The organism is Rhodococcus sp. 14-2470-1b (assembly GCF_002259415.1).
In the GTDB taxonomy this organism is placed as follows: domain Bacteria; phylum Actinomycetota; class Actinomycetes; order Mycobacteriales; family Mycobacteriaceae; genus Rhodococcoides.
In genome coordinates, this window is sequence record NZ_NPFY01000022.1 from 162,868 (window position 1) to 184,658 (window position 21,791).

Genomic DNA, 21,791 nt, shown 5'->3' on the forward strand with positions numbered 1-21,791 from the left:
GGAGCTTATTGAGTGTGAGTCAATAGTTATTGACTGCTATTCAGTAAGCTGGTTGCATGTCCAGTGTGAACACCCCGGCTGCCAAGCGAACGCGTATGAGTCCACAGGAGCGTCGTGCCCAGCTGATCGAACTGGGGACGGAGATGCTCGCGGACAGACCGCTCGAACAGGTCTCGGTCGAGGACATAGCCGACCAGGCCGGAGTGTCCCGAGGCTTGCTCTTCCACTACTTCTCGTCCAAGCAGGACTTTCACCTCGCAATCGTGCGAGAAGCAAGCAAGACCATGCTCGAACGCACCGCCCCGGACATGACCCTCGACCCGTACGAGATCTTGCGTGACTCCATCGCCAACTACGTCGATTACGTGACCGAGAACCGAGAAACGTTCATTTCACTACTCCGCGGCTCCGCAACCGGCGACCCCGACATGCGCGACGTCTTCGAGCAGACCAGAACCACCATGGCCGATCGCACCATCGCCAACCTCTACAAGTTGCAGGTCGAGGCCAATCCGACGACCGAACTCGCCGTCCGCGGCTGGATCGCCTTCGTCGAGGAAGCCACCATCTCCTGGCTCCGCGACCCTCGCATTAGCCGAGACGAACTCATCGAACTGAACGTCGGCGCACTGCCCGCCGTCGCCCTGGCGCCCAGCATGATCGCCAGCCTCCTCGGCACCGGGGCCGAGTAGACCTCTCACTCTGTCCGGCATGAATGCGCCACGGCAGCCGTACGACGAATGTCATGTGACATCGATGCCGAGGCCGATGCCGATGCCGAAACTGGCGGCCGAAGAAACGAATGCGCCGTTCGGTCACTCGAAGTGACCGAACGGCGCATTCGCTCCGAATTGGTGCGGGTCGACTATCCCTCGCCGACGCCCGAGAAGGCTTCGTCGATGATTTCGAGCTGCTCCACGGCGTGGACCTTGCTCGAACCCGAGGACGGTGCGGACATTGCACGGCGGGAGACGCGCTTGATGTTGCTGAGCACGTCGGGCATGAGCTCGGGGAATGCGAGGCCGAAGAACGGCCATGCACCCTGGTTCGCGGGCTCTTCCTGGACCCAACGGAATTCCGTTGCGTTCGGGTAGCTCTTGATGGCCTCGGTGATCCGACGGGTCGGGACCGGGTAGAGCTGCTCGATGCGGACGATGGCGACGTCGTCGCGGTTGTCCTTCTGCTTGCGTGCCAGCAGCTCGTAGTAGAGCTTGCCGCTGACCATCAGGACGCGCTTGACCTTGCTACGGTCACCGGTTCCGGTTTCGTAGGTCGGCTCGTCGAACACCGAGTGGAACTTGCCGTCGGTGAAGTCCTCGATGTTGGACACAGCGGCCTTGTTGCGCAGCATCGACTTCGGGGTGAAGACGATGAGCGGACGCCGGATTCCATCGCGTGCGTGACGACGCAGCAGGTGGAAGTAGTTGGCAGGCGTCGACGGAACCGAGACGGTCATCGATCCTTCGGCGCACAGCGTCAGGAACCGCTCGATGCGGCCGGACGTGTGGTCCGGGCCCTGGCCTTCGTGGCCGTGCGGGAGGAGCAGCACGACGTCGGACAGCTGTCCCCACTTGGCTTCACCGGAACTGATGAACTCGTCGATGATGGACTGCGCGCCGTTGACGAAGTCACCGAACTGCGCTTCCCACAGGACGAGTGCGTCCGGGTTGCCGACGGAGTAGCCGTACTCGAAGCCGACGGCCGCGAACTCGCTGAGCGCGGAGTCGTAGACCATGAACTTGCCGGGGTTCTCGCTGCCGATGTTGTGCAGCGGGGTGTACTCGGCGCCGGTCTTGCGGTCGATGATGACCGAGTGACGCTGGGTGAACGTTCCGCGGCGAGTGTCCTGGCCGGAGAAACGGACGTTGCGTCCCTCGTCCACGAGCGACCCGAGGGCGAGCAACTCGCCGAACGCCCAGTCGACCTTGCCTTCGTAGGCCATCTCGCGACGCTTCTCGAGCACGGGCTTGACGCGCGGGTGCACGTTGAAGCCTTCGGGAACCTCGAGGAACGCATCGCCGATCCGGTGCAGGATGGACTTGTCGACCGCCGTGGTGAGCTTGGCCGGCAACTGCTGGTCGAGCTCGACCGATTCGCTGGGCTCGGGGTTGTACTTCTCGAGTTCGCGAACCTCGTTGAACACCCGCTCGAGCTGTCCCTGGTAGTCGCGCAGTGCGTCCTCTGCCTCCTTGAGGGAGATGTCGCCGCGGCCGATGAGGGATTCGGTGTAGCTCTTGCGGACGCTGCGCTTGGTGTCGATGACGTCGTACATCGCCGGCTGCGTCATCGAGGGGTCGTCGCCCTCGTTGTGGCCACGCCTGCGGTAGCAGATCATGTCGATGACGACGTCCTTGTTGAACTTCTCGCGGAAGTCGACGGCGAGCTGTGCAACGCGAACGCATGCCTCGGGGTCGTCGCCGTTGACGTGGAAGATCGGCGCGCCGATCATCTTCGCCACGTCGGTGCAGTACTCCGACGAACGGGAGTGCTCGGGTGCGGTGGTGAAGCCGACCTGGTTGTTGACGACGATGTGCACGGTGCCGCCGGTGCGGTAGCCGCGCAGCTGTGCGAGGTTCAGCGTCTCGGCTACGACGCCCTGGCCTGCGAAGGCCGCGTCGCCGTGGAGCATGAGCGGCAGAACCGAGAAGCCGCCTTCGCCTGGTCCCTTGTCCAGAAGGTCCTGCTTCGCGCGGACGAGGCCTTCGAGGACCGGGTCGACGGCCTCGAGGTGCGACGGGTTCGCGGTCAGCGAGACGGCGATGTCGTTCTCGCCGAACATCTGGATGTAGGTGCCTTCGGCGCCGAGGTGGTACTTCACGTCGCCGGAGCCGTGTGCGGCTGCCGGGTTCATGTTGCCCTCGAACTCGGTGAAGATCTTCGAGTACGGCTTGCCGACGATGTTGGCCAGCACGTTCAGTCGACCGCGGTGCGGCATACCGATGACGACCTCGTCGAGCGCGTGCTCGGCGCTCTGGTCGATGACGGCGTCCATCATCGGGATGACCGACTCTGCGCCTTCGAGCGAGAAGCGCTTCTGGCCGACGTACTTGGTCTGCAGGAAGGTCTCGAACGCCTCGGCGGCGTTGAGCTTGCTGAGGATGTACTTCTGCTGTGCCACAGTCGGTTTGACGTGTGTGGCTTCGACGCGTTCCTGCAGCCAGGCAACTTGGTCGGTCTCGAGGATGTGGGTGTACTCGACGCCGACGTGGCGGCAGTAGGAGTCGCGCAGAACGCTGAGCACGTCCCGCAGCTTCATCTTGTCCTTGCCGTGGAATCCGCCGACCTTGAATTCACGGTCGAGGTCCCACAGCGTCAGGTCGTGGCTGATCACGTCGAGGTCCGGGTGCATCCGGAACTTGTCCTTGGTGAACTGCAACGGGTCCGTGTCGGCCATCAGGTGGCCGCGGTTCCGGTACGCCGCGATGAGCTCGAGAACGCGGGTGTTCTTGTCGACTGTGCCCTCGGGCAGATCCTTGCGCCAGCGGATGGGCTCGTACGGGATCTTCAGCGAGTGGAAGATCTCGTCGTAGAACTCGTCGCTGATCAGCAGGTTGTGGATCGTGCGGAGGAAGTCGCCGGACTCTGCACCCTGGATGATGCGGTGGTCGTACGTCGAGGTCAGCGTCATGAGCTTGCCGACGCCCAGTTCCGCGAGGCGCTCGTCGGACGAGCCCTGGAACTCGGCGGGGTATTCCATGGCTCCCGCGCCGATGATGGCACCCTGGCCGTTCATCAAACGAGGAACGGAGTGCACGGTTCCGATGCCGCCGGGGTTGGTCAGCGAGATCGTGACGCCCTGGAAGTCGTCGCCGGTGAGCTTGCCGTCACGCGCACGCCGGACGATGTCCTCGTAGGCGTTGTAGAACTGCGTGAACGAGTGCTCGTTCGTGTTCTTGATGGCGGCGACGACGAGGGAGCGGTTTCCGTCCTTGCCGGGCAGGTCGATTGCGAGGCCGAGGTTGGTCGACGCCGGGGTGACTGCGTTGGGCTTGCCGTCGACCTCGGCGAAGTGCCGGTTCATGTTCGGGAACGCCTTGACGGCCTGCACGATGGCGTAGCCGAGGAGGTGCGTGAACGAGATCTTTCCGCCCCGCGTACGTGCGAGGTGGTTGTTGATCACGAGGCGGTTGTCGACCATGAGCTTGGCCGGGATCGCGCGGACGCTGGTCGCCGTCGGGATCTGCAGTGAGGCCGACATGTTCTTCGCGACGGCAGCAGCGGCGCCTCGGAGGACCTTGGACGATGCCTCGGCCGCGGGGGCGGCTGCAGCGGGCTTGGCTGCGGGAGCGGACGGTGCCGCACCTGCTGCCTTGGAGGTCGCGGGCTTCGCGGTGGGCGCAGGCTTCTCGGCAGCTGCCTTCGGCGTTGCGGCCTTCGGGGCGTCGGCCTTGGCTGCCGGGGCTTTGGGCGCAGCCTTCGCTGCCTGGGCCTCGGACTTCGTGGGCGCACCGTTGCCGTTGGAGCTCGTGCCGTTGGAGCTCGTGCCGTTGGAGCTACTGGAGCTCGTCGACTTTCCGGAGCTCGCCGAGCCGCTTCCTGCACTTCCGTTCGGAACCGGCGCGGCCTCGTCACCTGCCGGTGCGTCCGGGTCGTAGTCGGTGAGGAATTCGTGCCAGCTTGCGTCGACCGATGACGGGTCGTCCTTGAATCGCTGGTACATCTCGTCGACCAGCCATTGATTTTGTCCGAATTGGGTAGTGGAGCTGCTGCTCACGGCAGTAGTTCGCCTCGCTTCTTCTCTTCGTTCCCGATCACACGCGCGTACACATCCAGGGTAGACCTCATCCAGGGAGCGCGGACGTCCGGGACGTAGCTGTGGTATGTACTCACGAGTAACTGTCAACCTCGTTGCTGACGACTCCTGTGCTTATCGAATTATTCCCGCCGCGCGTTTCGGCCGCATCCCACAATCGTGCGTAGTACCCGCCGCGGGATCTCAGATCCTCGTGCGTCCCGGTCTCCACGATGCGTCCGTGGTCGACTACCACGATCATGTCGGCGCGTGCCGCCGTCGCCAAACGGTGTGCGACGACGACGGATGTTCGCGCACGCAGCACCCGCGAGCTGGCGTCGAGGACCGTGCGTTCGGTCGCGGGATCGAGCGTCGCGGTCGCCTCGTCGAGGAGCATCAGGTCGGGGTCGACCAGCTCGGCTCGGGCCAGCGCGATCAGCTGCCTCTGCCCGGCGGACAGGCCTTGACCACGTTCGCCGACGGGTTGGCGCATACCGCCCCGAAGTGCGGCGATGGCGTCCAGTGCGCCGACGGCTCGGGCGGCTGCTTCGATCTCCTCGCGTGTCGCCTCGGGTTTGCCGAAGGCGATGTTCGACGCCACGTCGCCGGTGAAGAGGTGCGCCTCTTGCGGTACGACGCCGAGCCTGCCGCGGTATTCGGCGAGTGAGTAGTCGCGGAGATCGGTGCCGCCGACGCGTACCGATCCGGATGTCGGGTCGTAGAACCGGGCAAGGAGTTTGACGATCGTGGACTTGCCCGCGCCGGTTTCGCCGACGAGGGCGACGGTCGCTCCTCGGGGAATTGTGAGATTGACCTCACTGAGCGCTTCGGTGTCCGCTCCGGCATAGCGGAAGCCGACATCGTCGAAGGCGATGTCGGCTCTGAGACGGCCGCCGGGGATGTGCGCGGCGGCTCCGGTGGTCGCTGCTTCGATGGAACTGGGGGTGCGCAGGAGGTCGCCGATTCTCCGTACGCCGACGCTGGCTTGTTGGTAGCCGTCGAACACCTGAGACAGCTGTTGGATGGGTCCGAACAGTAGGCCGAGGTACAGCACGAACGCCACGAGGGTTCCGGCGGACGTCGACCCGGTGGCGACTTGGTGAGCACCGACGAACACGACGAGCGCGAGTGCGGCGTCGGACAGAAACGTGATGAAGGGGAAGAACACGGAGATCGCGCGCTGAGAACGCATCCGGCTCACGCGATACAGGTCGGCGCGTTCGGCGAACCTGTCGGCGGCGAACTGTTCTCTCCGGTAGGCCTGCGCGGAGCGTAGACCGGCGATGTTCTCCTGGAAGTCGGCGTTGACCGCGGAGATTCTTTCTCTGGACTCGCTGTACGCGGATGACGAGATGCGCCTGAACACGACGGTCGCAATGATCAGAGGGGGTACCACTGCCAACGCGACGAGTCCGAGAGGCAGGTCGGTGATCAGCAGGGCCGTGGCGATGCCGACGACGGTCACGAGGCTGACCACTGCGGTGGACGCCCCGGTCTGGATGAAGGTCGACAGCGCGTCGACGTCCGTCGTCATTCTGGTCATGATGCGGCCGGACAGTTCTCGCTCGTAGTAGTCGAGTCCGAGGCGCTGGATGTGCGCGTAGCTCTTCACCCGCAGCCCGAACAGCACGCGCTCGCCTGCTCTGGCGGTGATGACCGTGGTGGCTGCGATGACGAACCACCCGGCGACGGCGAGGAACACTCCGACCGCGGTGGCAGTCCAGAGGGCGCCCGCGTCGGCGCGCGACACACCGTCGTCGACGGCGAACCGAACGATGGACGGAAATGCGATCGAGGCGAGGGAATCGAGCGCGAGCAGGACGACGACGGCTACGAGGAGGGTGCGAACCGGTGTGAGCAGCCGTGACAGCCGGAAGTCGGTGTCCGGAGCGCGTACGTCGGTGCTGGGCGTGGGCGGCATTTCGGTAGCTGGGGGGAGGGCGTCGACGGCGTCCCTGAGCTCGGGGGTGGCCGCGACGCTTCCGAGCGCTCCCGCGATCTGACCGCCACCTCCACCACCTGTGGGCCGCCCCGCGCTCTGCGGTGTGCCGGACGTCGTAGCCGCCGTGCCCGCAAGTGAAGGCTCGGTGTCGGGCCACAGCTCGTTGCGGTGCGGGGTCGCAGACGCGGAGGCGTCGGTAGCCCCGTCGTCGGCGTTCGGGTCGTGGGAGAGCAGCTCGCGGAACAGCGGACATCGCGCGTCGAGTTGGTCGACGGTTCCGATGTCGATGACTTTGCCTCCGTCGAGTACGGCGACTCGGTCGGCGAGGGTGAGCGTGGATCGGCGGTGCGCGAGCACGACGGTGGTGCGCCGGGGTCGACGCCGGAGTGCGTCGAAGATTTTGGCCTCGGTTGTCGCGTCGACAGCGGAGGTTGCGTCGTCGAGGACGAGAACTCTCGGGTCGGTGAGCAGAGCCCGGGCCAGCGCTATGCGTTGTCGTTGGCCGCCGGACAGGGTGAGGCCGCGTTCGCCGACCACGGAGTCGTAGCCGTCGGGAAGTTCGGAGATGAAATCGGCTGCTTCGGCGAGTACGGCGGCGTCGTGTATCTCCTCGGCGGTGGCGTCGGGACGGCCGAGGGCGATGTTGGCTGCGATGGTGTCGGAGAACAGGAACGGCTCGTCGAACACGAGGCCGACTGCTTCGCGCAGGTGCTCTGCGCTGACGTCGGCCACGTCGATTCGCGCGGCGGTCCCGACCTCGCCGGGCGAGGTCAGGGCGACGGAACCCGAGCGCGGACTGTAGAAGCGTGGCAGGAGCAACGACAGTGCTGTCTTGCCCGACCCAGCGTGCCCGACGACTGCGACGCTCTCACCCGGTGCGACCGTGAGATCGAAAGATCGGAGTACGTCGCGTTCGGGCTCGAAACCGAAGGTGACGGCGGACAGGTCGATCCCGAGGGGGCCGTCGGGGAGGGCGATGGGGTGCGCCGGCTCGGGTACGGAGGGGTCGGTGTCGATGACGTCGTAGACACGCTCGACGGCTGCGCGGGAGAGCTGCGCGAGGATGACGACGGAGGACAGGGTGCGGGTGACTGCGGACAGGGTCGCGACGTACGTGGCGAAGGCCAGGAACGTGCCGACGGTGATGTGGCCGTGCAGTGCGAGGTAGCCGCCGAGCGCGATGACGCCGACGAGGCCTAGTTGGGGGATTGCGGCCATGGAAGGGGCGAGCCGGGCGTTGATCTTCGCTGATCTCATCCGCTCGGCGAACAGGGTGCGGGACAGGTTCTCCAGCCGGTCGACAGCGCGTCCTTCCTGCCCGAACCCTTTGACGACGCGGACTCCGGTGACGGTTTCCTCGACGTGTTGGGCCAGGTCGGCGGCGCGTTGTTGGGCCGACCAGGTGGCGGCGAACTGCTTCGGTCGGACTTTGTACACGACCAGCGTGACGGCGGGGACGATCGCCAGCGCGACAACGGTGAGGAGCGGGGACAGGTAGGCCATCACCACGAGTGCGAGGACGAATTGCAGGAGCGCGCCCGCGGACAGCGGAACCATGGCGAGGAGACCCTGCACCAGCTGTAGGTCGGTGATGGATCGGGACACCACTTGGCCGGTCCGGATTTCGTCCTGCTTGCGGCCGTCGAGGCGTTGCAGGGAGGACAGAAGGCCGAGGCGCAGGTCGTGTTGGACGTCGATCGACAGCCGACCGGCGAGGAGCCGTCGGCCGAACTGACATCCGAATCGGATTACCGCCAGGCCGCCGATCGCGAGGGCGACCCACATGATGGTCTCGCCCGCCCCGGCGGACGCGTCGTCGATGGCGATCCGCGTCAGCAGTGGAAACGAGATGTCGATGACGGCGGCGATCATCGTGACGGCCAACGCGCCCACGGCTGTGCGTCGGTGCACCCAGCACTGCGCTACGAGCCGACGTGTCCAGGATTCACTCATCGATAGCGAACGGTAGTCCGAACCTCCGACAGGCGATCAGCTGATGTCACGCTCCCGGGTCCGCAGCCAACCGGCAACGACGACAAGTGCGGCCCACAGCGCCAGGCCGATGGGCGCCCACGGCCACTCTGCCAAGCCGTTGCCGTCGTCGAGGTTCCACGCGACGACGGTGGACAACGTCAGGGATCCGGGTGCGATCTGCCAGAACCCACCGAGGCCGAGGCCGGAGAGAATGCCGAGGACAACCAGTTCACCGACAGGGAACCAGGCGACGATGGCGATCGACGGCCAGGTGGGCGAACCGAACAGCAACCCAAGACCGGACCCGATGAGCGACCACATCACGACGACGAACAGTCCCGCTGCGATGTAACCGAAGACACTGCCGTCCAGCGTGAAGTCTCCCGCGGTGAACGCGAGCATGCACAGAATGGTCAGGATGGAAACCACGAGCCCGTAACCCAACGCGAAGAGTGCCGTCACGAGCACCTTGGCGCCGATGACCCGATCGCGTCCACGCGAGGACAGAAACGACGTCGTGATGGTGTCGTGTCGAAACTCCGTTCCGGCGTTGACCGCCGAGAACACGGCGCCGAACAGCGTTGCCGCACCGAGGGCGACGAAGAGTCCTGCGAGGACCACTTCGTTCATCTCGCTGCCGGTGATGTCGCTCATCCCCTTACCGACCGCCGAGGAGATGGCGGTGGCGCAGATGCCGACGAATACCGGTGGTAGCGCCAGGGCCCACCAGAACTTAAGGGTGGTGACCTTGCGAATTTCCGAGGTGAGGACAGTGCTCATCGTCGGTCACCTTCCCACGGCGACGGTGGTGCAGCAGGCGGCCAGTAACCAGGTGGCGGTCCGTATCCAGGTGGCGGTGGGCCGTAACCGGGTGGCGGGTATCCCGCGTGCTGTGGTGGGTGGCCCGGCGCTGCCGCGTACTGACCGGCCGTCATGGAGAGGAAGACCTGCTCGAGGTCGACGTGTTCGCTGCTGGTTCCGAAGATCGTGACCTCGGCCGTCACGGCGGTACGGCGCACGGTGTCGGCGTCGGCGCCGGCGACTCCGAGTCGGCCGTCGGGAAGCAGTTGTGTGTTGGTGATGCCGTTCGACGCGAGAGCGAGTGCGAGGGCTGCGGGATCGGACACCGCCACGAGGATCCGGTTGGGCCGTGAGGAGCGCAGTTGTTCGATGCTGCCCTGGTAGACGAGCGAGCCTGCACTGACGATGACGAGGTTGTCGACGGTGGCCTCGACCTCGCGCAGGAGATGGCTGGAGATCAGTACGGTCCTGCCTCCGGCCGCGTAGGACTTCAGGAAGTCGCGGAGCCAGGCGATGCCTTCGGGGTCGAGTCCGTTGGCCGGCTCGTCGAGTACGAGGATCTCGGGGTCGCCGAGCAGCGCGGTTGCCAGGGCCAGTCGTTGCCGCATTCCCAACGAGAAGCCGCCGACCTGGCGTTTCGCGGCGTCGCTGAGTCCGACGAGGTGGAGGACGTCCGCGGCACGTGAGTCGGGGACACCGATCGCGGACGCGAAGATGCCGAGGTGACCGATGGCGGTGCGCTTGGGATGCAGGCTGCGCGAGTCGAGGACCGCGCCGACGGTACGGGCCGGGTCGACGAGCTCGGAGAACGGCACACCGGTGACGAGTCCGATTCCTGTGGTCGGTTTCGCGAGACCGAGCAGCAATCGAAGGGTGGTGGTCTTACCGGATCCGTTGGGGCCGAGGAAGCCGGTGATGGAGCCGCGGGGCACGGCGAAGGACAGATCCGACACTGCGCGGACGGTACCGAAGTTCTTGGTCAGTCCGTGCGCTTCCAGTGCGTTGCCGAAGCCGTACGTCATGTGTGCGTGTCCCCCGGGGCCGACGTGAAGTACCGGGCCGGAATATCCGGCCCGGTACGAGGTTACGGGTTCACACGTCGGTCAGGGGAGCGCGTGCATCACAGAAATGCCGCGGCCACTTCCCGGTAGATCACCGACGGGTCGCCGTCGTCGGGTAGCGAGTGCAGAGTGACGTGCGAGGCGCCCGCGTCGAGGTGCTGACGAAGCCTGGTGGCGATGGCGTCCGCGTCTCCGTGCGCGACCAGGGCGTCGATGAGGCGGTCGCTGCCACCGTCGCCGATCTCCTCCGCGGAGTACCCGAGGCGCTTCAGATTGTTCACGTAATTCACCAGGTGCAGGTAGGGATTGTTGACGGGTGGGCGCCCGATCTCGCGAGCCTTCTCCGCATCGGATTCGAGTACGGCCTTGTGCTCGGGCGCCAGGATCTTGTCCGGGCCGAGGATCTCGCGGGCTTCGGCGGTGTGCTCGGGCGTCGTCAGGTACGGGTGAGCGCCTGCGCTTCGATCGGCCGACAGTTTCAGCACCTTCGGACCGAGGGCGGCGAGTACGCGTCGGGACTCGGGGACGCCGCCCTCGTCGAGGGCGTCGAGGTAGTTCACCAGGGCGTCGTACGGCTTCTGGTACTCCTGCGTCGCTTCGGGATGCCCGGCTCCGATGCCGAGGAGGAATCGACCGGGATGCTTCTTCTCGATGCGGTGGTAGGACTCGGCCACGTCGGGGGCGGCGGCGGACCAGATGTTGACGATGCCGGTGGCGACGACGATGGACTCGGTGGCGTCGAGGATCTCCTCGGCCGAGGTCAGGTCTGCCGGCGGTGAGCCACCGAGCCAGATCGTGCCGTAGCCGCTGGATTCGATGAGACGGGCCAGTTCCGGCGGGATGCCGGCGTAGTGTCGCCAGATTCCGAGTGTGCCCAGATCGGGTGTGCCCAGATCAGATGTGCGCTGCTCAGGTGTGTCGGTGGTCATATGGTGTCCCAACGCCGAGTCACTGCTCGAGAATTCCGTCGATCGGGTCGGCGTCGATGATGGCGCCTTCGGGCCACATTTTCGGTGCCGGGCCGAATGCTTCGCGGGCGTTGCGGATGACGCCCTTGCCGATGACGCGGTTTCCTGCGCCGCCGATCACGGCGCCGATTCCTGCGGGCAGAAGTTTGCCGAACAGCAGTGCACTGCGCTTGGCCAAGTACTTCTGGACGAATTTCTTGACGAGGGACTTGTTCATGTTCGTCATCGCGCCACCGGGAATGCGTGACGTGACGAGCGGGCCCCAATTCTTCGCGGAGCTGCCGACGGTCTTCTGGACGATCTGCATGCCGGATTCACCCAGCGCTACCGACAGGACGAGCGCGCGGCGTTGTTGGTGATCGTGCACCGGAATCCCGTGTACCGACGCGACCGACAATGTCAGCAGAGCGGAGGATTCGATGAAGAACGCGGTCTCGGCGCCCACTGCTGCGATCGACGCGACGGTGCCGACGCCCGGTACCGCGGCCGCTCCGCCGACGGCGCTGCCACTGCCGGTGACGGCGAGGAGGAACCGGTTCTCCAGACGTTCGATCAGCTGTGCAGGGGTGTCGTCCGGGTGTGCCCGACGCATGTGAGCGACGTACTTCTCGACCGCAGGCCCCTGTAGGCGGGATGCGTTGTCGAGGATCTTGACGAGCGATTTCTCGAGACGCCCGCCTTCCTTGATGGTGTCGACCTGGTCGTTGCTCTTCTTCGCCACCGGCGCTCCCGCTCTGCTCGTCGTACCGGTTTTCCGGCCCCGACCCATTGCTACCCGTTCGCTTACGGTTCTACCCTGCGTGAATGGGCTGCGTTTCCGATGGTGCGCGACGGCGTCCTGCTGCCCGGCTTCGGCCGTACGTCTCGTCGTACGACGGATATCGGCTTGCCGGTTTCGATCCGGGCGAGCATGTGGGCATGCCGAGTCCGGCGTTGACGGTCATCGTGTCGATCGAGTCGAAGCTGGAGATCTCGGATTCTCCGAGGCAGGGTGCGTGCGCGTTCGAGACGTTGGCCAGTGGGATATCCGCCGAGCCCGTGACGATTGCGCACGACGGTAATCAGCACGGAATCCAGTTGTCGTTGACGCCTGCGGGGTCGAGGGCGCTGTTCGGAGTGCCGACGTCGGCGTTGGGGGAGTGGATGGTGGATCTGCCGGAGGTTCTGCCGCAGGCCGCCGAGATGGTCGACCGTGTGTCCGCCGAGTCGGACTGGGATCGACGCTTCGATGTGCTCGACGAGATCCTGGGCCGTGCGCTGGTGGCAACCGAGATCGATCCGACGTTGACCGAAGCCTGGCGTCTGCTGGTGGAGAACGGCGGATCGGCGCGGGTCGGGGATGTGGCCCGGGAAATCGGGTGGAGTCGACGGCACCTGATCAACCGGTTCACGGCGGAGTTCGGCGTCGGGCCGAAGGACGCGGCGCGGATCGCGCGTTTCGATGCGTCTCATCGACTTCTGCGACGCGAGGCGATTCCTCCCCTCGCCGACATCGCCGCACAGTGCGGGTACTACGACCAGGCACACATGGCACGGGAGTGGCGCGAGTTCGCCGGGATGGCGCCGTCGCGGTGGCGTCGGGAAGAGAAGTTCGCATTCGTACAAGATGACGACGTCTGATCCGAGCATGCTGAAGCCATGACCTCCACGACAGTCTGGCCTTGTTTCCGCTACCGGGACGCCCGCGCGGCAATCGGTTTCCTCGTCGACGTACTCGGGTTCACCGAGGCCGCCGTGTACGGCGACGGCGACGTCGTCGAACACGCCGAACTCCGCTGGCCGGAAGGCGGCGGCGTGATGCTCGGGAGTGCAAGTCGGGTCATTCCGCAGGCTCCACTCCAGGCCCGACCGGACAGTGCGCTTTCCGATCTACCTGCTGGTGTGGGCTCTGCCTACGTCGTCACCGACCACCCCGACGAGATTCACGATCGCGTCGTGGCGGCAGGTGGCATCGTCGTCCACGGGCTCCGAGAGGAGGACTACGGAAGCCGCGGCTTCACGTGCCGCGACCCCGAAGGTGTGCTGTGGAGTTTCGGAACCTACGCCGGAACCCAGTGATCGGTGGGAACGAGTTCCTCCGTGCGAGGCGGGGGAGGCGGGGTTCCGTCACCGAAGGGGCGTCCACCGAGTGATTCACGGCCGTGCGGTTCGAGCCAGCCGTGCAGATCGGGTCCCTTCGGGACGATCGACGTGGGATTGATGTCGGTGTGCACCACGTAGTAGTGCCTCTTGATGTGATCGAAGTCGACGGTGTCACCGAATCCCGCGGTCTGGAACAGATCCCGGGCGTAGTTCCAGAGCACCGGGATCTCGGTGAGCTTGCTGCGATTGCACTTGAAGTGGCCGTGGTAGACGGCGTCGAAGCGCACGAGTGTGGTGAACAGGCGGACGTCGGCCTCGGTGATGGTGTCGCCGACGAGGTAGCGCTGCTCGCTCAGCCGCCCGGTCAACCAATCCAGTGCAGTGAACAGCCTGTCGTACGCATCGTTGTACGCCTCCTGCGACCCGGCGAATCCGCAGCGGTAGACGCCGTTGTTGACCTCGGTGAACACGCGCTTGGAAACCTCGTCGATCTCGGATCGAAGCGCCTGCGGGTACAGGTCGGGGGCGCCGTCACGGTGGTACTGCGTCCATTCGGTCTCGAGGTCGAGGGTGATCTGCGGGAAGTTGTTGGTGACGACCTGTCCTGTGGCGATCTCGACGATCGCCGGGACGGTGATGCCGCGCGGGTAATCGGGGAACCGCGCGAAGTAGGCGTCCTGCAGTCGGGGGATGTTCAGGACCGGGTCGACGCCTCCGGGCTCCTCGTCGAAGTTCCAGCTACGTGGATCGTGCGTCGGGCCTGGAATACCGAGCGACAGCACGTCTTCGAGGCCGAGAAGTCGACGGACGATGATCGAGCGGTGGGCCCACGGGCACGCGCGGGCGGCGACCAGTCGGTACCGGCCCGGCTCGACCGGGTACCCGTCGCGGCCGTCCGCGGTGATGCGGGTTTCGATGTAGTTGGTGTCGCGGGTGAATTCCTTGCCGTTCTCCACATAACTCATACCTTCAACCTACTTCGATCGAGACCAGCACACCCCACTCTTCGAAACCCAGTCTCGCGCCGAGTCGTCGGGCAACGACGTTGTCGGCGTGGCACCGCCACTGCGGGATCATTCCGTCGTCGAAGGCTTCGTTGGTGGCGAGGCGCGACACGACCTGGCCGTTGCCCTGGCGGCGGGCATCAGGGGCGGTGAGCACCCCGACGTCGGCGAGAAGTCCTTGCCATTCCGCGTAGCCGGCACTCGCGAGCGGCGCGGCTGCGTCGGCAGGTGCGTCGTCGGCGAGAAGGGTGAACCACGACCCCTTGTGCGTGAGGCCGGCGGCGATCACGTCGTCGGGCGCGCAGGCGGATTCGAGTTCGTTCACGTGTGCGCGATCGTGGGAGATCAGGGGATCGTGGCGGTCGATGGTGGTGCCGGCATCGTCGGCGTACGACAACACGATCGGGCCGGTTGTACGGCCGGAGCCGAGTTCCTTTATGCGTCCGCCGGCCAGATCGTCGTCGGACATCTCCGATGCCGCGCCGAGGGCCGACTCAGGCCCGATCAGTGCGCTGGAGTCGCCGAGACGAACGAATGTGACGGAGGTCGCATTTTCGTCGACGTGCACGTGGCGGACACCGGGGCGGAACTCGGAATCGCCGAGGTCGAAGCGCCTGGACCACGCGAGTCGGATGATGTCGTGATGATGTGAATCCACCGAATCGAGGCTATCGGGTGCTCGGGAAAATCAAGCTATTGGACTTTTTCTGCCCCGCTGTTTCGCAATCGCGTGATCAATGGCAGTATCGCCAGTGAGATTAGTGCTTCGACGTGAAGGGCTAGCTCGCTTACAGAAGGTTTACGGTATGACGCAGGGCAGTGTTAAGTGGTTCAACGGCGAAAAGGGCTTCGGCTTCATCGAGCAGGATGGTGGCGGACCTGACGTGTTCGTTCACTACTCGGAGATCCAGGGATCTGGCTTCAAGACGCTCGACGAGGGTCAGCGCGTGGAGTTCGAGGTTGGACAGGGCCAGAAGGGTCCTCAGGCAACGGGCGTTCGCGCTATCTGATCCCCTCAAAGGATCGCCACCCGAAATTGCTGACGGCTTGACGCTGTCTTCAGTTCAGGTACCCGAAGAGGCCGGGCACACGGAGTTCGCTCCGAGTGCCCGGCCTCTTTGCGTGCCGACCTCGCTGTGGTGGCATTGTCATCGGGGACCGAATGAACCGTTCGGTCACTCCAAGTGACCGAACGTCACGTTCGGTCACCTCAGGCGATGAACCGATGGGGGAGACGATGACGACGCAGAGTGCGCCACCCGAGATCAAGCCGTGGCCTGCGCTGTGGGCTCTGTGTCTCGGGTTCTTCATGATTCTCGTCGACACGACGATTGTCGCGGTGGCGCAGCCGGCGATTCTCGACGGTTTGCAGACCGATATCAACAATGTCATCTGGGTGACCAGTGCGTACCTGTTGGCTTATGCGGTACCGCTTTTGGTGACCGGTCGGCTCGGGGACCGGTTCGGACCTCGGAATCTCTACATCGCGGGTCTTGTGGTGTTCACCCTGGCGTCGGTGTGGTGTGGTTTGTCGGGTTCGATCGAGATGTTGATCGCGGCTCGTGCGGTGCAGGGTGTGGGCGCAGCGATGATCACCCCGCAGACCATGGCGGTCATCACGCGAATCTTCCCCGCGGACAAGCGCGGAACGGCGATGGGTGCGTGGGGCGCGGTGGCCGGGGTCGCGACGCTCGTCGGGCCGATTCTCGGCGGCGTGCTCGTCGATTCGCTCGGGTGGGAGTGGATTTTCTTCATCAACGTGCCGGTGGGGGTCGTCGCCATCGTGTTGGCGCTGAGGTTCGTTCCGGTGTTGCCGACCAACGAGCACAAGTTCGACATCCTCGGTGTGGTGCTCAGCGCGGTGGCGTTGTTCGCCATCGTGTTCGGGATTCAGGAGGGGCAGCGGTTCGACTGGGACGGCCGCGTCTGGTCGTTGATCGCCGCCGGGACAGTGGTCTTCGCGGTGTTCGTGTACTGGCAGGCCAAGAACCGCAACGAGCCGCTGGTTCCGCTCGCGCTGTTCAAGGATCGTAATTTCTCGCTGTCCAACATCGGTATCGCCGCAATGGGTTTCGCGACGGCCGGAATGATGTTGCCGTTCATGTTCTATGCACAGAGTGTGACCGGACTGAGCCCGACGCGCTCTGCCATCCTGTTCGTTCCGATGGCCGTGCTGACGGGGGCTCTGGCGCCGAACGTCGGAAAGCTCGTGGACCGAACCCATCCCCGCTACATCGCGGGCACCGGTTTGTTGTTGCTGGCGATATCGCTACTGGCATTGGCCGTGCTGATGACACCGACCACGGCCATCTGGAAGCTTCTGATCCCCATCGCGCTGATGGGTGTGGCGAATGCGTTGATCTGGTCGCCGTTGGCGGCCACGGCGACTCGTAATCTCCCGCTGTCCCAGGCAGGCGCAGGCGCCGGTGTCTACAACACGACGAGAATGATCGGATCGGTCTTGGGCAGTGCAGGTATCGGCGCCCTCATCCAGTCTCGGTTGGCTGCGGAAATCCCCGGTTCCGACGCGGCAGGTGCCAACGAGTTCAGCGGTCGTGTACCGGAAATGCTGCGTGACGGGTTCTCCACGGCCATGGCCCAGTCGTTGATTCTGCCTGCCGTGGTGCTCTTGCTCGGCGTGGTGGCGGTGTCGTTCTACGCCAGGCCTGCGTTCAAAGCCAGGTGAGTGGAAATGTAGGCCCTGGCCTACGGCTCGAGACCGCCCACATTTCCACTCACACAAGCATTTCGACTCACACAGGTCAGAGCCCGAGATCGCGGCCGATGAGCTCTTTCATGATTTCGTTGGACCCGGCCCAGATCTTGCTGACGCGGGCGTCCTTCCATGCCCGGGCGGCGCGGTACTCGTTCATGAAGCCGTAGCCGCCGTGCAGCTGCACGCAGTGGTCCAGGATTTCGTTCTGCACCTGGGACGTCCACCACTTGGCCTTGGCGGCGTCGATGGCGGTGAGCTCGCCCTTGCCGTGTGCGACGATGCAGTTGTCCACGAATGCCTGTGCGACATCGAGTTTGGTGACCAGCTCGGCGAGCAGGAATTTGTTCCACTGCAGCGATCCGATGGGCTGACCGAATGCCTTGCGGTCCTTGGCGTACTGGATGGTTTCCTCCAGGATCGGCCGTGTCTGCCCGAGGTTGGCCACGGCGCAGCTGATGCGCTCCTGCGGCAGCAGCTGCATCATGTGGATGAATCCACCGTCGAATTCGCCGATCATGTTCGACGACGGCACGCGCACGTTCTCGAAGAAGAGTTCCGCGGTGTCGGATTCCGGTTGGCCGACCTTGTCGAGTTTGCGGCCGCGGGAGAACCCTTCGGTGCCGTTCTCGACGGCGAAGAGCGTGATGCCCTTGGCCTTCTTCTCGGGCGTCGTGCGGGTGGCGACGATGACGAGGTCGGCGCTGTTGCCGTTGGTGATGAACGTCTTGGAGCCGTTGATGATGAAGTCGTCGCCGTCCTTGACGGCGGTGGTCTTCAGTGCGGCGAGGTCCGATCCGCCGGACGGTTCCGTCATCGCGATGGCGGTGAGAATTTCGCCGCTGCAGAATCCGGGGAGCCAGCGCTTCTTCTGTTCCTCGGTGGTCAGCTTGACGAGGTACGGCGCGACGATGTCGTAGTGGATCCCGAAGCACGACGCGACTGCCGCGCTCGAGCGCGCGAGTTCCTCTCCGAGGACCGCGTTGAAGCGGTAGTCGTCGGCGCCGCTGCCGCCGTATTCTTCCGGTACTTCGAGGCCGAGGAAGCCGTTGCGTCCGGCTTCGAGCCAGATGTCACGGTCGATGAAGCGCTGCTCGATGAGCTTCTCTTCTCGGGGCGCGATCGTGCGGGTGACGAATTCGCGGGCGGATTCGCGGAACGCGTCGTGGTCGTCCTCGAACAGGGAGCGCTTCATGTGTGTTCCTTCCGGTAACGGTAATTCTCGTCTGCACAATACTCGCCGGTAACTTCGCCTTCGGCAGCGTATGGCACTCTGACAGGCATGGCTGACCAACCCACATCTCTCGTTCGGTACACCACCGACGCCGGCGCCGACGTCGCGGTGCTGACCTTCGACCACGGCCCCCTCAACCTGTTCGATCAAGCGATGTTCGACGCCGTGGCGGCCGATGTCGCCGCACTCGTCGCCGATCCGCCTCGCGCTGTCCTGCTGCGCTCGGAGGGCAAGGTCAACTCCGCCGGGGTGGACGTGCATGTCTTCGACGGTCTGTCCGCCCAGCAGGGTGCCGACCTGTGGCGCACGTTGTTCGCGCAGATCGCGCATCCGCTCGAGGCGTTGCCGTGCCCGGTCGTGTACGCCGCGCACGGCCTGACTCTCACCGCGGCCTTCGAGATCTCCCTTGCCTGCGACATCATCGTCGCGTCGCCGAAGGCGAAGTTCGGTCTGGTCGAGACCGTTGTCGGACTCACACCGTCCATGGGCGGCCCGCAACGTCTCGCCGAGCGCGCCGGTTCCGGACGCGCGCGCGAGCTCGTGATGACCGGTGATCTCTACGACGCGGCCACCCTGAAGGAATGGGGCGTCGTCAACAGCATCCACGACGATGTCGACGCCTCTGCCCGTTCCCTGGTGGAGCGGTTGGCCGCCGGTCCGACGGTGGCTCACGCTGCCACCAAAAAGATCGTGGCAGCGTGGCGTTCGGGTGGTGTCGCTCATGCGGACGAGGTGACGTCGGACGTGTCGGGGGCGTTGTTCGAGACCGATGATCTTCGTGGGGCGGTCAAGAGTTTTCTCGAGAACGGCCCGGGTAAGGCGACGTATACAGGCAAGTAAGCTGGATCCAATGACCACGTTGCCCCTCGCGGAATTGCACATGCACATCGAAGGGTCCTTGGAGCCTCCGCAGATCTTCGAGTTGGCCGAGCGGAACGGTATTGCGTTGCCGTACAGCGATATCGGTGAGTTGGAGGCGCTGTACGAGTTCACGGATCTGCAGTCGTTCCTGAATCTGTACTACGCGAACATGTCGGTGTTGCGGACGGCGGAGGATTTCGCCGATCTTGCGCGGGCGTACTTTCGTCGGGCCGCGGCGGGTGGTGTGACGCGGGCGGAGATTTTCTTCGATCCGCAGGCGCACACGGATCGGGGTGTGCCGTTGGAGGCTGTCGTCGAGGGGTTGGCCGAGGCGTCGGCGTCGAGTGAGCGGGAGTTCGGCGTCACGAGTGGGTTGATCGCGTCGATTCTGCGGGACAAGCCGGTGTTGCACGCGAACAAGCTGTTGGATGATCTGCTGGCGATGAAGGCGCCGATCATCGGTCTCGGCCTGGATTCTGCAGAGGCCGGGTTCCCGCCGTCGCTGTTCGTGGACGTGTTCGCCAAGGCCAGAGCCGAGGGGCTGCACGTCGTCGCGCATGCGGGTGAGGAAGGTCCGGCGGAGTACATCTGGGAGGCTCTGGATCTGCTGAAGGTCGAGCGGATCGATCACGGTGTGCGGTGCCTCGAGGACGATGCGTTGGTGAATCGTCTGGTGGACGAGGAGGTTCCGTTGACGGTGTGCCCGCTGTCGAACGTTCGGCTCAAGGTGATTCCCGACCTGAAGGACCATCCGATTCGGCAGATGATCGAGCGTGGTCTGGTGGTCACCGTCAACTCCGACGATCCGGCGTACTTCGGCGGTTACGTGGACGACAATTTCGCGGCGCTCACCGAGCAGGTGGGTCTCACCGAGCGCGAACGAGAGATCTTGTACGACAACTCGATCAGGGCGTCCTTCATCGGACGGTGACGAACGCCTTCGGGTAGCCGGTGGCGCCGTCGGGAACGGTGTCGGCCGTCATCGAGGTCTGAATGTCGCCGTCGGCGTCGGTGGCTCGTGCCCGGATGGTGTGGTCGCCTGGTGCCGCGTCCCACTGGTACGTCCACTGGCGCCAGGTGTCCGTCGAGTATTCCTCGGACAGTGTCGCAGCGACCCAGTCCCCGTCGTCGATCTGAACGTCGACGCCGGAGATGCCGGTGTGTTGACGCCAGGCGACTCCGGCGATCACGACGGTGCCGGCGTCGACCGCCGCACCCGAGCGCGGGGTGTCGATACGTGATGCGGTCTTGATGGGTCCACGCTCACCCCAGCCGCGGTCCGTCCAGTAGGCGCTCGCCTTGTCGAATCGAGTGATCTCGAGGTCGGTCACCCATTTGGTCGCGGAGACGTAGCCGTACAGCCCGGGCACGACGAGGCGAGCCGGGTATCCGTGTTCCACCGGCAAGGGTTGACCGTTCATGCCGACGGCGAGCAGTGCGTCCCTACCGTCGAGCAGCACGTCCAACGGCGTTCCGGCGGTGAAGGCGTCGTGGCTGGAGGACAGCACCATGTCGGCGTCGTCCTGAATGCCTGCTTCCTCCAGGAAGTCTCGCAGCGGGTAGCCGATCCACGTCGCGTTGCCGACGAGGTCGCCGCCGACGATGTTGGACACGCACGTCAGCGTGACCGTCCGCTCCACCGCTTGCCTCGACATCAAGTCCTCGAACGTGATCTCGATTTCTCGCTCGACCATTCCGTGGATGCGCAGTGACCAGTCCTCGGACGACACCTGCGGCACCACCAGTGCAGTGTCGATGCGGTAGAAGTCCTCGTTCGGGGTGATGTAGGACGCCAAGCCGTCGATCCGCAGGTCGGCGCCGTCGGGAATCGGGGTCTGCGGAGTCGGTACCGGGAGCTTGAATCCGAGCCGGTTGGCCGTGACATCGCGTGCGTGGCCGATCAACCGACCTGCTGTTCCCGCGGCCACGGCAACCACACCTGCGGCGAGCGCGAGGCCGAGAAAGCTGCGTCGGGATACACCACCTGCGACGGGGTCCTTCGTTTTCAGGAGGGCGTTCAGGACGACGATGCCGGCTGCGACGCCGAGGATCGTCGGCAGCGCGGTGAGCGGGGTCGCGGTCGAGCGAGTGATCGCGGCGAGCACGCCGATCACGCCGAGGACACCGAAGAGCACGGCACCGAGTGGGCGACGCAGCATGCCCGCTCCGGCTGCAATTGCGGCGATGACCAGTGCCATTCCGATGAAGAGGGCGGTCTTGTCGGCTGTGCCGAACGTGTCGATGGCCCATTCGCGTACGGCTTCGGGGGTGTTGTCGACGACGGCCGATCCGACGGCGAAGAAGGGCGATGCATTCGGCCCGAACGGTACGGCGACGAGTTCACCGACGCCGAGAACAACTCCGGCAGCGATGATCCCGGCGAGTGGCTTCTGGATCATCACTCCAAGATAGGCGCCAC

Annotated in this window: 16 protein-coding genes and 1 pseudogene; 7 read left to right on the top strand and 10 right to left on the bottom strand. The window is 65.0% G+C overall.

Annotation, left to right across the window (positions count from 1 at the left end):
- The first annotated feature begins 56 nt into the window (after positions 1–56).
- On the top strand, positions 57–692 hold the full coding sequence (locus CH293_RS17365) for a TetR/AcrR family transcriptional regulator (RefSeq protein WP_037106077.1): 636 nt from the start codon (positions 57–59) through the stop codon (positions 690–692).
- Between the two features lie 173 nt (positions 693–865).
- On the opposite strand, the gene CH293_RS17370 is transcribed toward CH293_RS17365, so the two are convergent.
- From CH293_RS17370 to CH293_RS17395, 6 genes are all read right to left on the bottom strand, one after another.
- Positions 866–4,714 (bottom strand): multifunctional oxoglutarate decarboxylase/oxoglutarate dehydrogenase thiamine pyrophosphate-binding subunit/dihydrolipoyllysine-residue succinyltransferase subunit, encoded by a 3,849-nt coding sequence (locus CH293_RS17370; RefSeq protein WP_094720918.1) that lies wholly within the window; start codon positions 4,712–4,714, stop codon positions 866–868.
- Positions 4,715–4,826: 112 nt separating this feature from the next.
- Positions 4,827–8,627 (bottom strand): ABC transporter ATP-binding protein, encoded by a 3,801-nt coding sequence (locus CH293_RS17375; protein ID WP_176460038.1) that lies wholly within the window; start codon positions 8,625–8,627, stop codon positions 4,827–4,829.
- 36 nt (positions 8,628–8,663) lie between these two features.
- On the bottom strand, positions 8,664–9,428 hold the full coding sequence (locus CH293_RS17380) for an ABC transporter permease (protein WP_094720920.1): 765 nt from the start codon (positions 9,426–9,428) through the stop codon (positions 8,664–8,666).
- A complete protein-coding gene (locus tag CH293_RS17385) occupies positions 9,425–10,471 on the bottom strand; it encodes an ATP-binding cassette domain-containing protein (RefSeq protein WP_094720921.1) in 1,047 nt (348 codons plus the stop codon). Before CH293_RS17385 ends, CH293_RS17380 begins: the two co-directional genes overlap by 4 nt.
- 98 nt (positions 10,472–10,569) lie before the next feature.
- The gene (locus CH293_RS17390; RefSeq protein WP_094720922.1) at positions 10,570–11,439 is read right to left on the bottom strand and encodes an LLM class F420-dependent oxidoreductase; all 870 of its coding nucleotides are present in this window, start codon (positions 11,437–11,439) and stop codon (positions 10,570–10,572) included.
- Between the two features lie 19 nt (positions 11,440–11,458).
- On the bottom strand, positions 11,459–12,199 hold the full coding sequence (locus CH293_RS17395; protein WP_037106091.1) for a membrane protein: 741 nt from the start codon (positions 12,197–12,199) through the stop codon (positions 11,459–11,461).
- 83 nt (positions 12,200–12,282) lie between these two features.
- Here CH293_RS17395 and CH293_RS17400 point away from each other — a divergent pair, with 83 nt between their 5' ends.
- Together CH293_RS17400 and CH293_RS17405 are read left to right on the top strand one after the other, a co-directional pair.
- Complete coding sequence (locus CH293_RS17400; protein WP_241483641.1) at positions 12,283–13,098, top strand: helix-turn-helix domain-containing protein; 816 nt, start codon at positions 12,283–12,285, stop codon at positions 13,096–13,098.
- Positions 13,099–13,116: 18 nt separating this feature from the next.
- Positions 13,117–13,536 (top strand): annotated as a pseudogene (locus CH293_RS17405) (VOC family protein); the annotation flags it as partial.
- Here the strand turns inward: CH293_RS17405 and CH293_RS17410 are convergent.
- Positions 13,518–14,525, bottom strand: a complete 1,008-nt coding sequence (locus CH293_RS17410) for a glutathione S-transferase family protein (protein ID WP_094720924.1) — start codon at positions 14,523–14,525, stop codon at positions 13,518–13,520. The pseudogene CH293_RS17405 and the gene CH293_RS17410 overlap by 19 nt on opposite strands.
- Positions 14,526–14,529: 4 nt before the next feature.
- Positions 14,530–15,222 carry a GNAT family N-acetyltransferase gene (locus tag CH293_RS17415; RefSeq protein ID WP_094720925.1) on the bottom strand — a complete coding sequence of 231 codons (693 nt, stop codon included), beginning with the start codon at positions 15,220–15,222 and terminating at the stop codon, positions 14,530–14,532.
- Between the two features lie 148 nt (positions 15,223–15,370).
- On the opposite strand from CH293_RS17415, the gene CH293_RS17420 reads away from it, so the two are divergent.
- Positions 15,371–15,574 carry a cold-shock protein gene (locus tag CH293_RS17420; RefSeq protein WP_019665340.1) on the top strand — a complete coding sequence of 68 codons (204 nt, stop codon included), beginning with the start codon at positions 15,371–15,373 and terminating at the stop codon, positions 15,572–15,574.
- Positions 15,575–15,801: 227 nt separating this feature from the next.
- Positions 15,802–17,250, top strand: a complete 1,449-nt coding sequence (locus CH293_RS17425) for a DHA2 family efflux MFS transporter permease subunit (protein ID WP_094720960.1) — start codon at positions 15,802–15,804, stop codon at positions 17,248–17,250.
- 76 nt (positions 17,251–17,326) lie between these two features.
- Here CH293_RS17425 and CH293_RS17430 read toward each other — a convergent pair whose 3' ends face one another.
- On the bottom strand, positions 17,327–18,472 hold the full coding sequence (locus tag CH293_RS17430) for an acyl-CoA dehydrogenase family protein (RefSeq protein WP_037106106.1): 1,146 nt from the start codon (positions 18,470–18,472) through the stop codon (positions 17,327–17,329).
- Positions 18,473–18,559: 87 nt separating this feature from the next.
- On the opposite strand from CH293_RS17430, the gene CH293_RS17435 reads away from it, so the two are divergent.
- Complete coding sequence (locus CH293_RS17435) at positions 18,560–19,351, top strand: enoyl-CoA hydratase/isomerase family protein (RefSeq protein WP_037106240.1); 792 nt, start codon at positions 18,560–18,562, stop codon at positions 19,349–19,351.
- A gap of 10 nt (positions 19,352–19,361) precedes the next feature.
- Complete coding sequence (locus CH293_RS17440; protein WP_037106243.1) at positions 19,362–20,303, top strand: adenosine deaminase; 942 nt, start codon at positions 19,362–19,364, stop codon at positions 20,301–20,303.
- Here CH293_RS17440 and CH293_RS17445 read toward each other — a convergent pair.
- On the bottom strand, positions 20,290–21,771 hold the full coding sequence (locus tag CH293_RS17445; protein WP_094720961.1) for a molybdopterin-dependent oxidoreductase: 1,482 nt from the start codon (positions 21,769–21,771) through the stop codon (positions 20,290–20,292). The two genes, CH293_RS17440 and CH293_RS17445, sit on opposite strands and share 14 nt — an antisense overlap.
- Positions 21,772–21,791: the final 20 nt, after the last annotated feature.

Bases quoted from the DNA above. Each gene is read 5' to 3' on its own strand.
- CH293_RS17410 (WP_094720924.1), bottom strand. From the start codon at position 14,525: ATGAGTTATGTGGAGAACGGCAAGGAATTCACCCGCGACACCAACTAC.
- CH293_RS17385 (WP_094720921.1), bottom strand. From the start codon at position 10,471: ATGACGTACGGCTTCGGCAACGCACTGGAAGCGCACGGACTGACCAAG.
- CH293_RS17445 (WP_094720961.1), bottom strand. From the start codon at position 21,771: ATGATCCAGAAGCCACTCGCCGGGATCATCGCTGCCGGAGTTGTTCTC.
- CH293_RS17440 (WP_037106243.1), top strand. From the start codon at position 19,362: ATGACCACGTTGCCCCTCGCGGAATTGCACATGCACATCGAAGGGTCC.
- CH293_RS17425 (WP_094720960.1), top strand. From the start codon at position 15,802: ATGACGACGCAGAGTGCGCCACCCGAGATCAAGCCGTGGCCTGCGCTG.
- CH293_RS17420 (WP_019665340.1), top strand. From the start codon at position 15,371: ATGACGCAGGGCAGTGTTAAGTGGTTCAACGGCGAAAAGGGCTTCGGC.
- CH293_RS17375 (WP_176460038.1), bottom strand. From the start codon at position 8,627: ATGAGTGAATCCTGGACACGTCGGCTCGTAGCGCAGTGCTGGGTGCAC.
- CH293_RS17435 (WP_037106240.1), top strand. From the start codon at position 18,560: ATGGCTGACCAACCCACATCTCTCGTTCGGTACACCACCGACGCCGGC.
- CH293_RS17365 (WP_037106077.1), top strand. From the start codon at position 57: ATGTCCAGTGTGAACACCCCGGCTGCCAAGCGAACGCGTATGAGTCCA.
- CH293_RS17400 (WP_241483641.1), top strand. From the start codon at position 12,283: ATGGGCTGCGTTTCCGATGGTGCGCGACGGCGTCCTGCTGCCCGGCTT.
- CH293_RS17430 (WP_037106106.1), bottom strand. From the start codon at position 18,472: ATGAAGCGCTCCCTGTTCGAGGACGACCACGACGCGTTCCGCGAATCC.
- CH293_RS17380 (WP_094720920.1), bottom strand. From the start codon at position 9,428: ATGAGCACTGTCCTCACCTCGGAAATTCGCAAGGTCACCACCCTTAAG.
- CH293_RS17390 (WP_094720922.1), bottom strand. From the start codon at position 11,439: ATGACCACCGACACACCTGAGCAGCGCACATCTGATCTGGGCACACCC.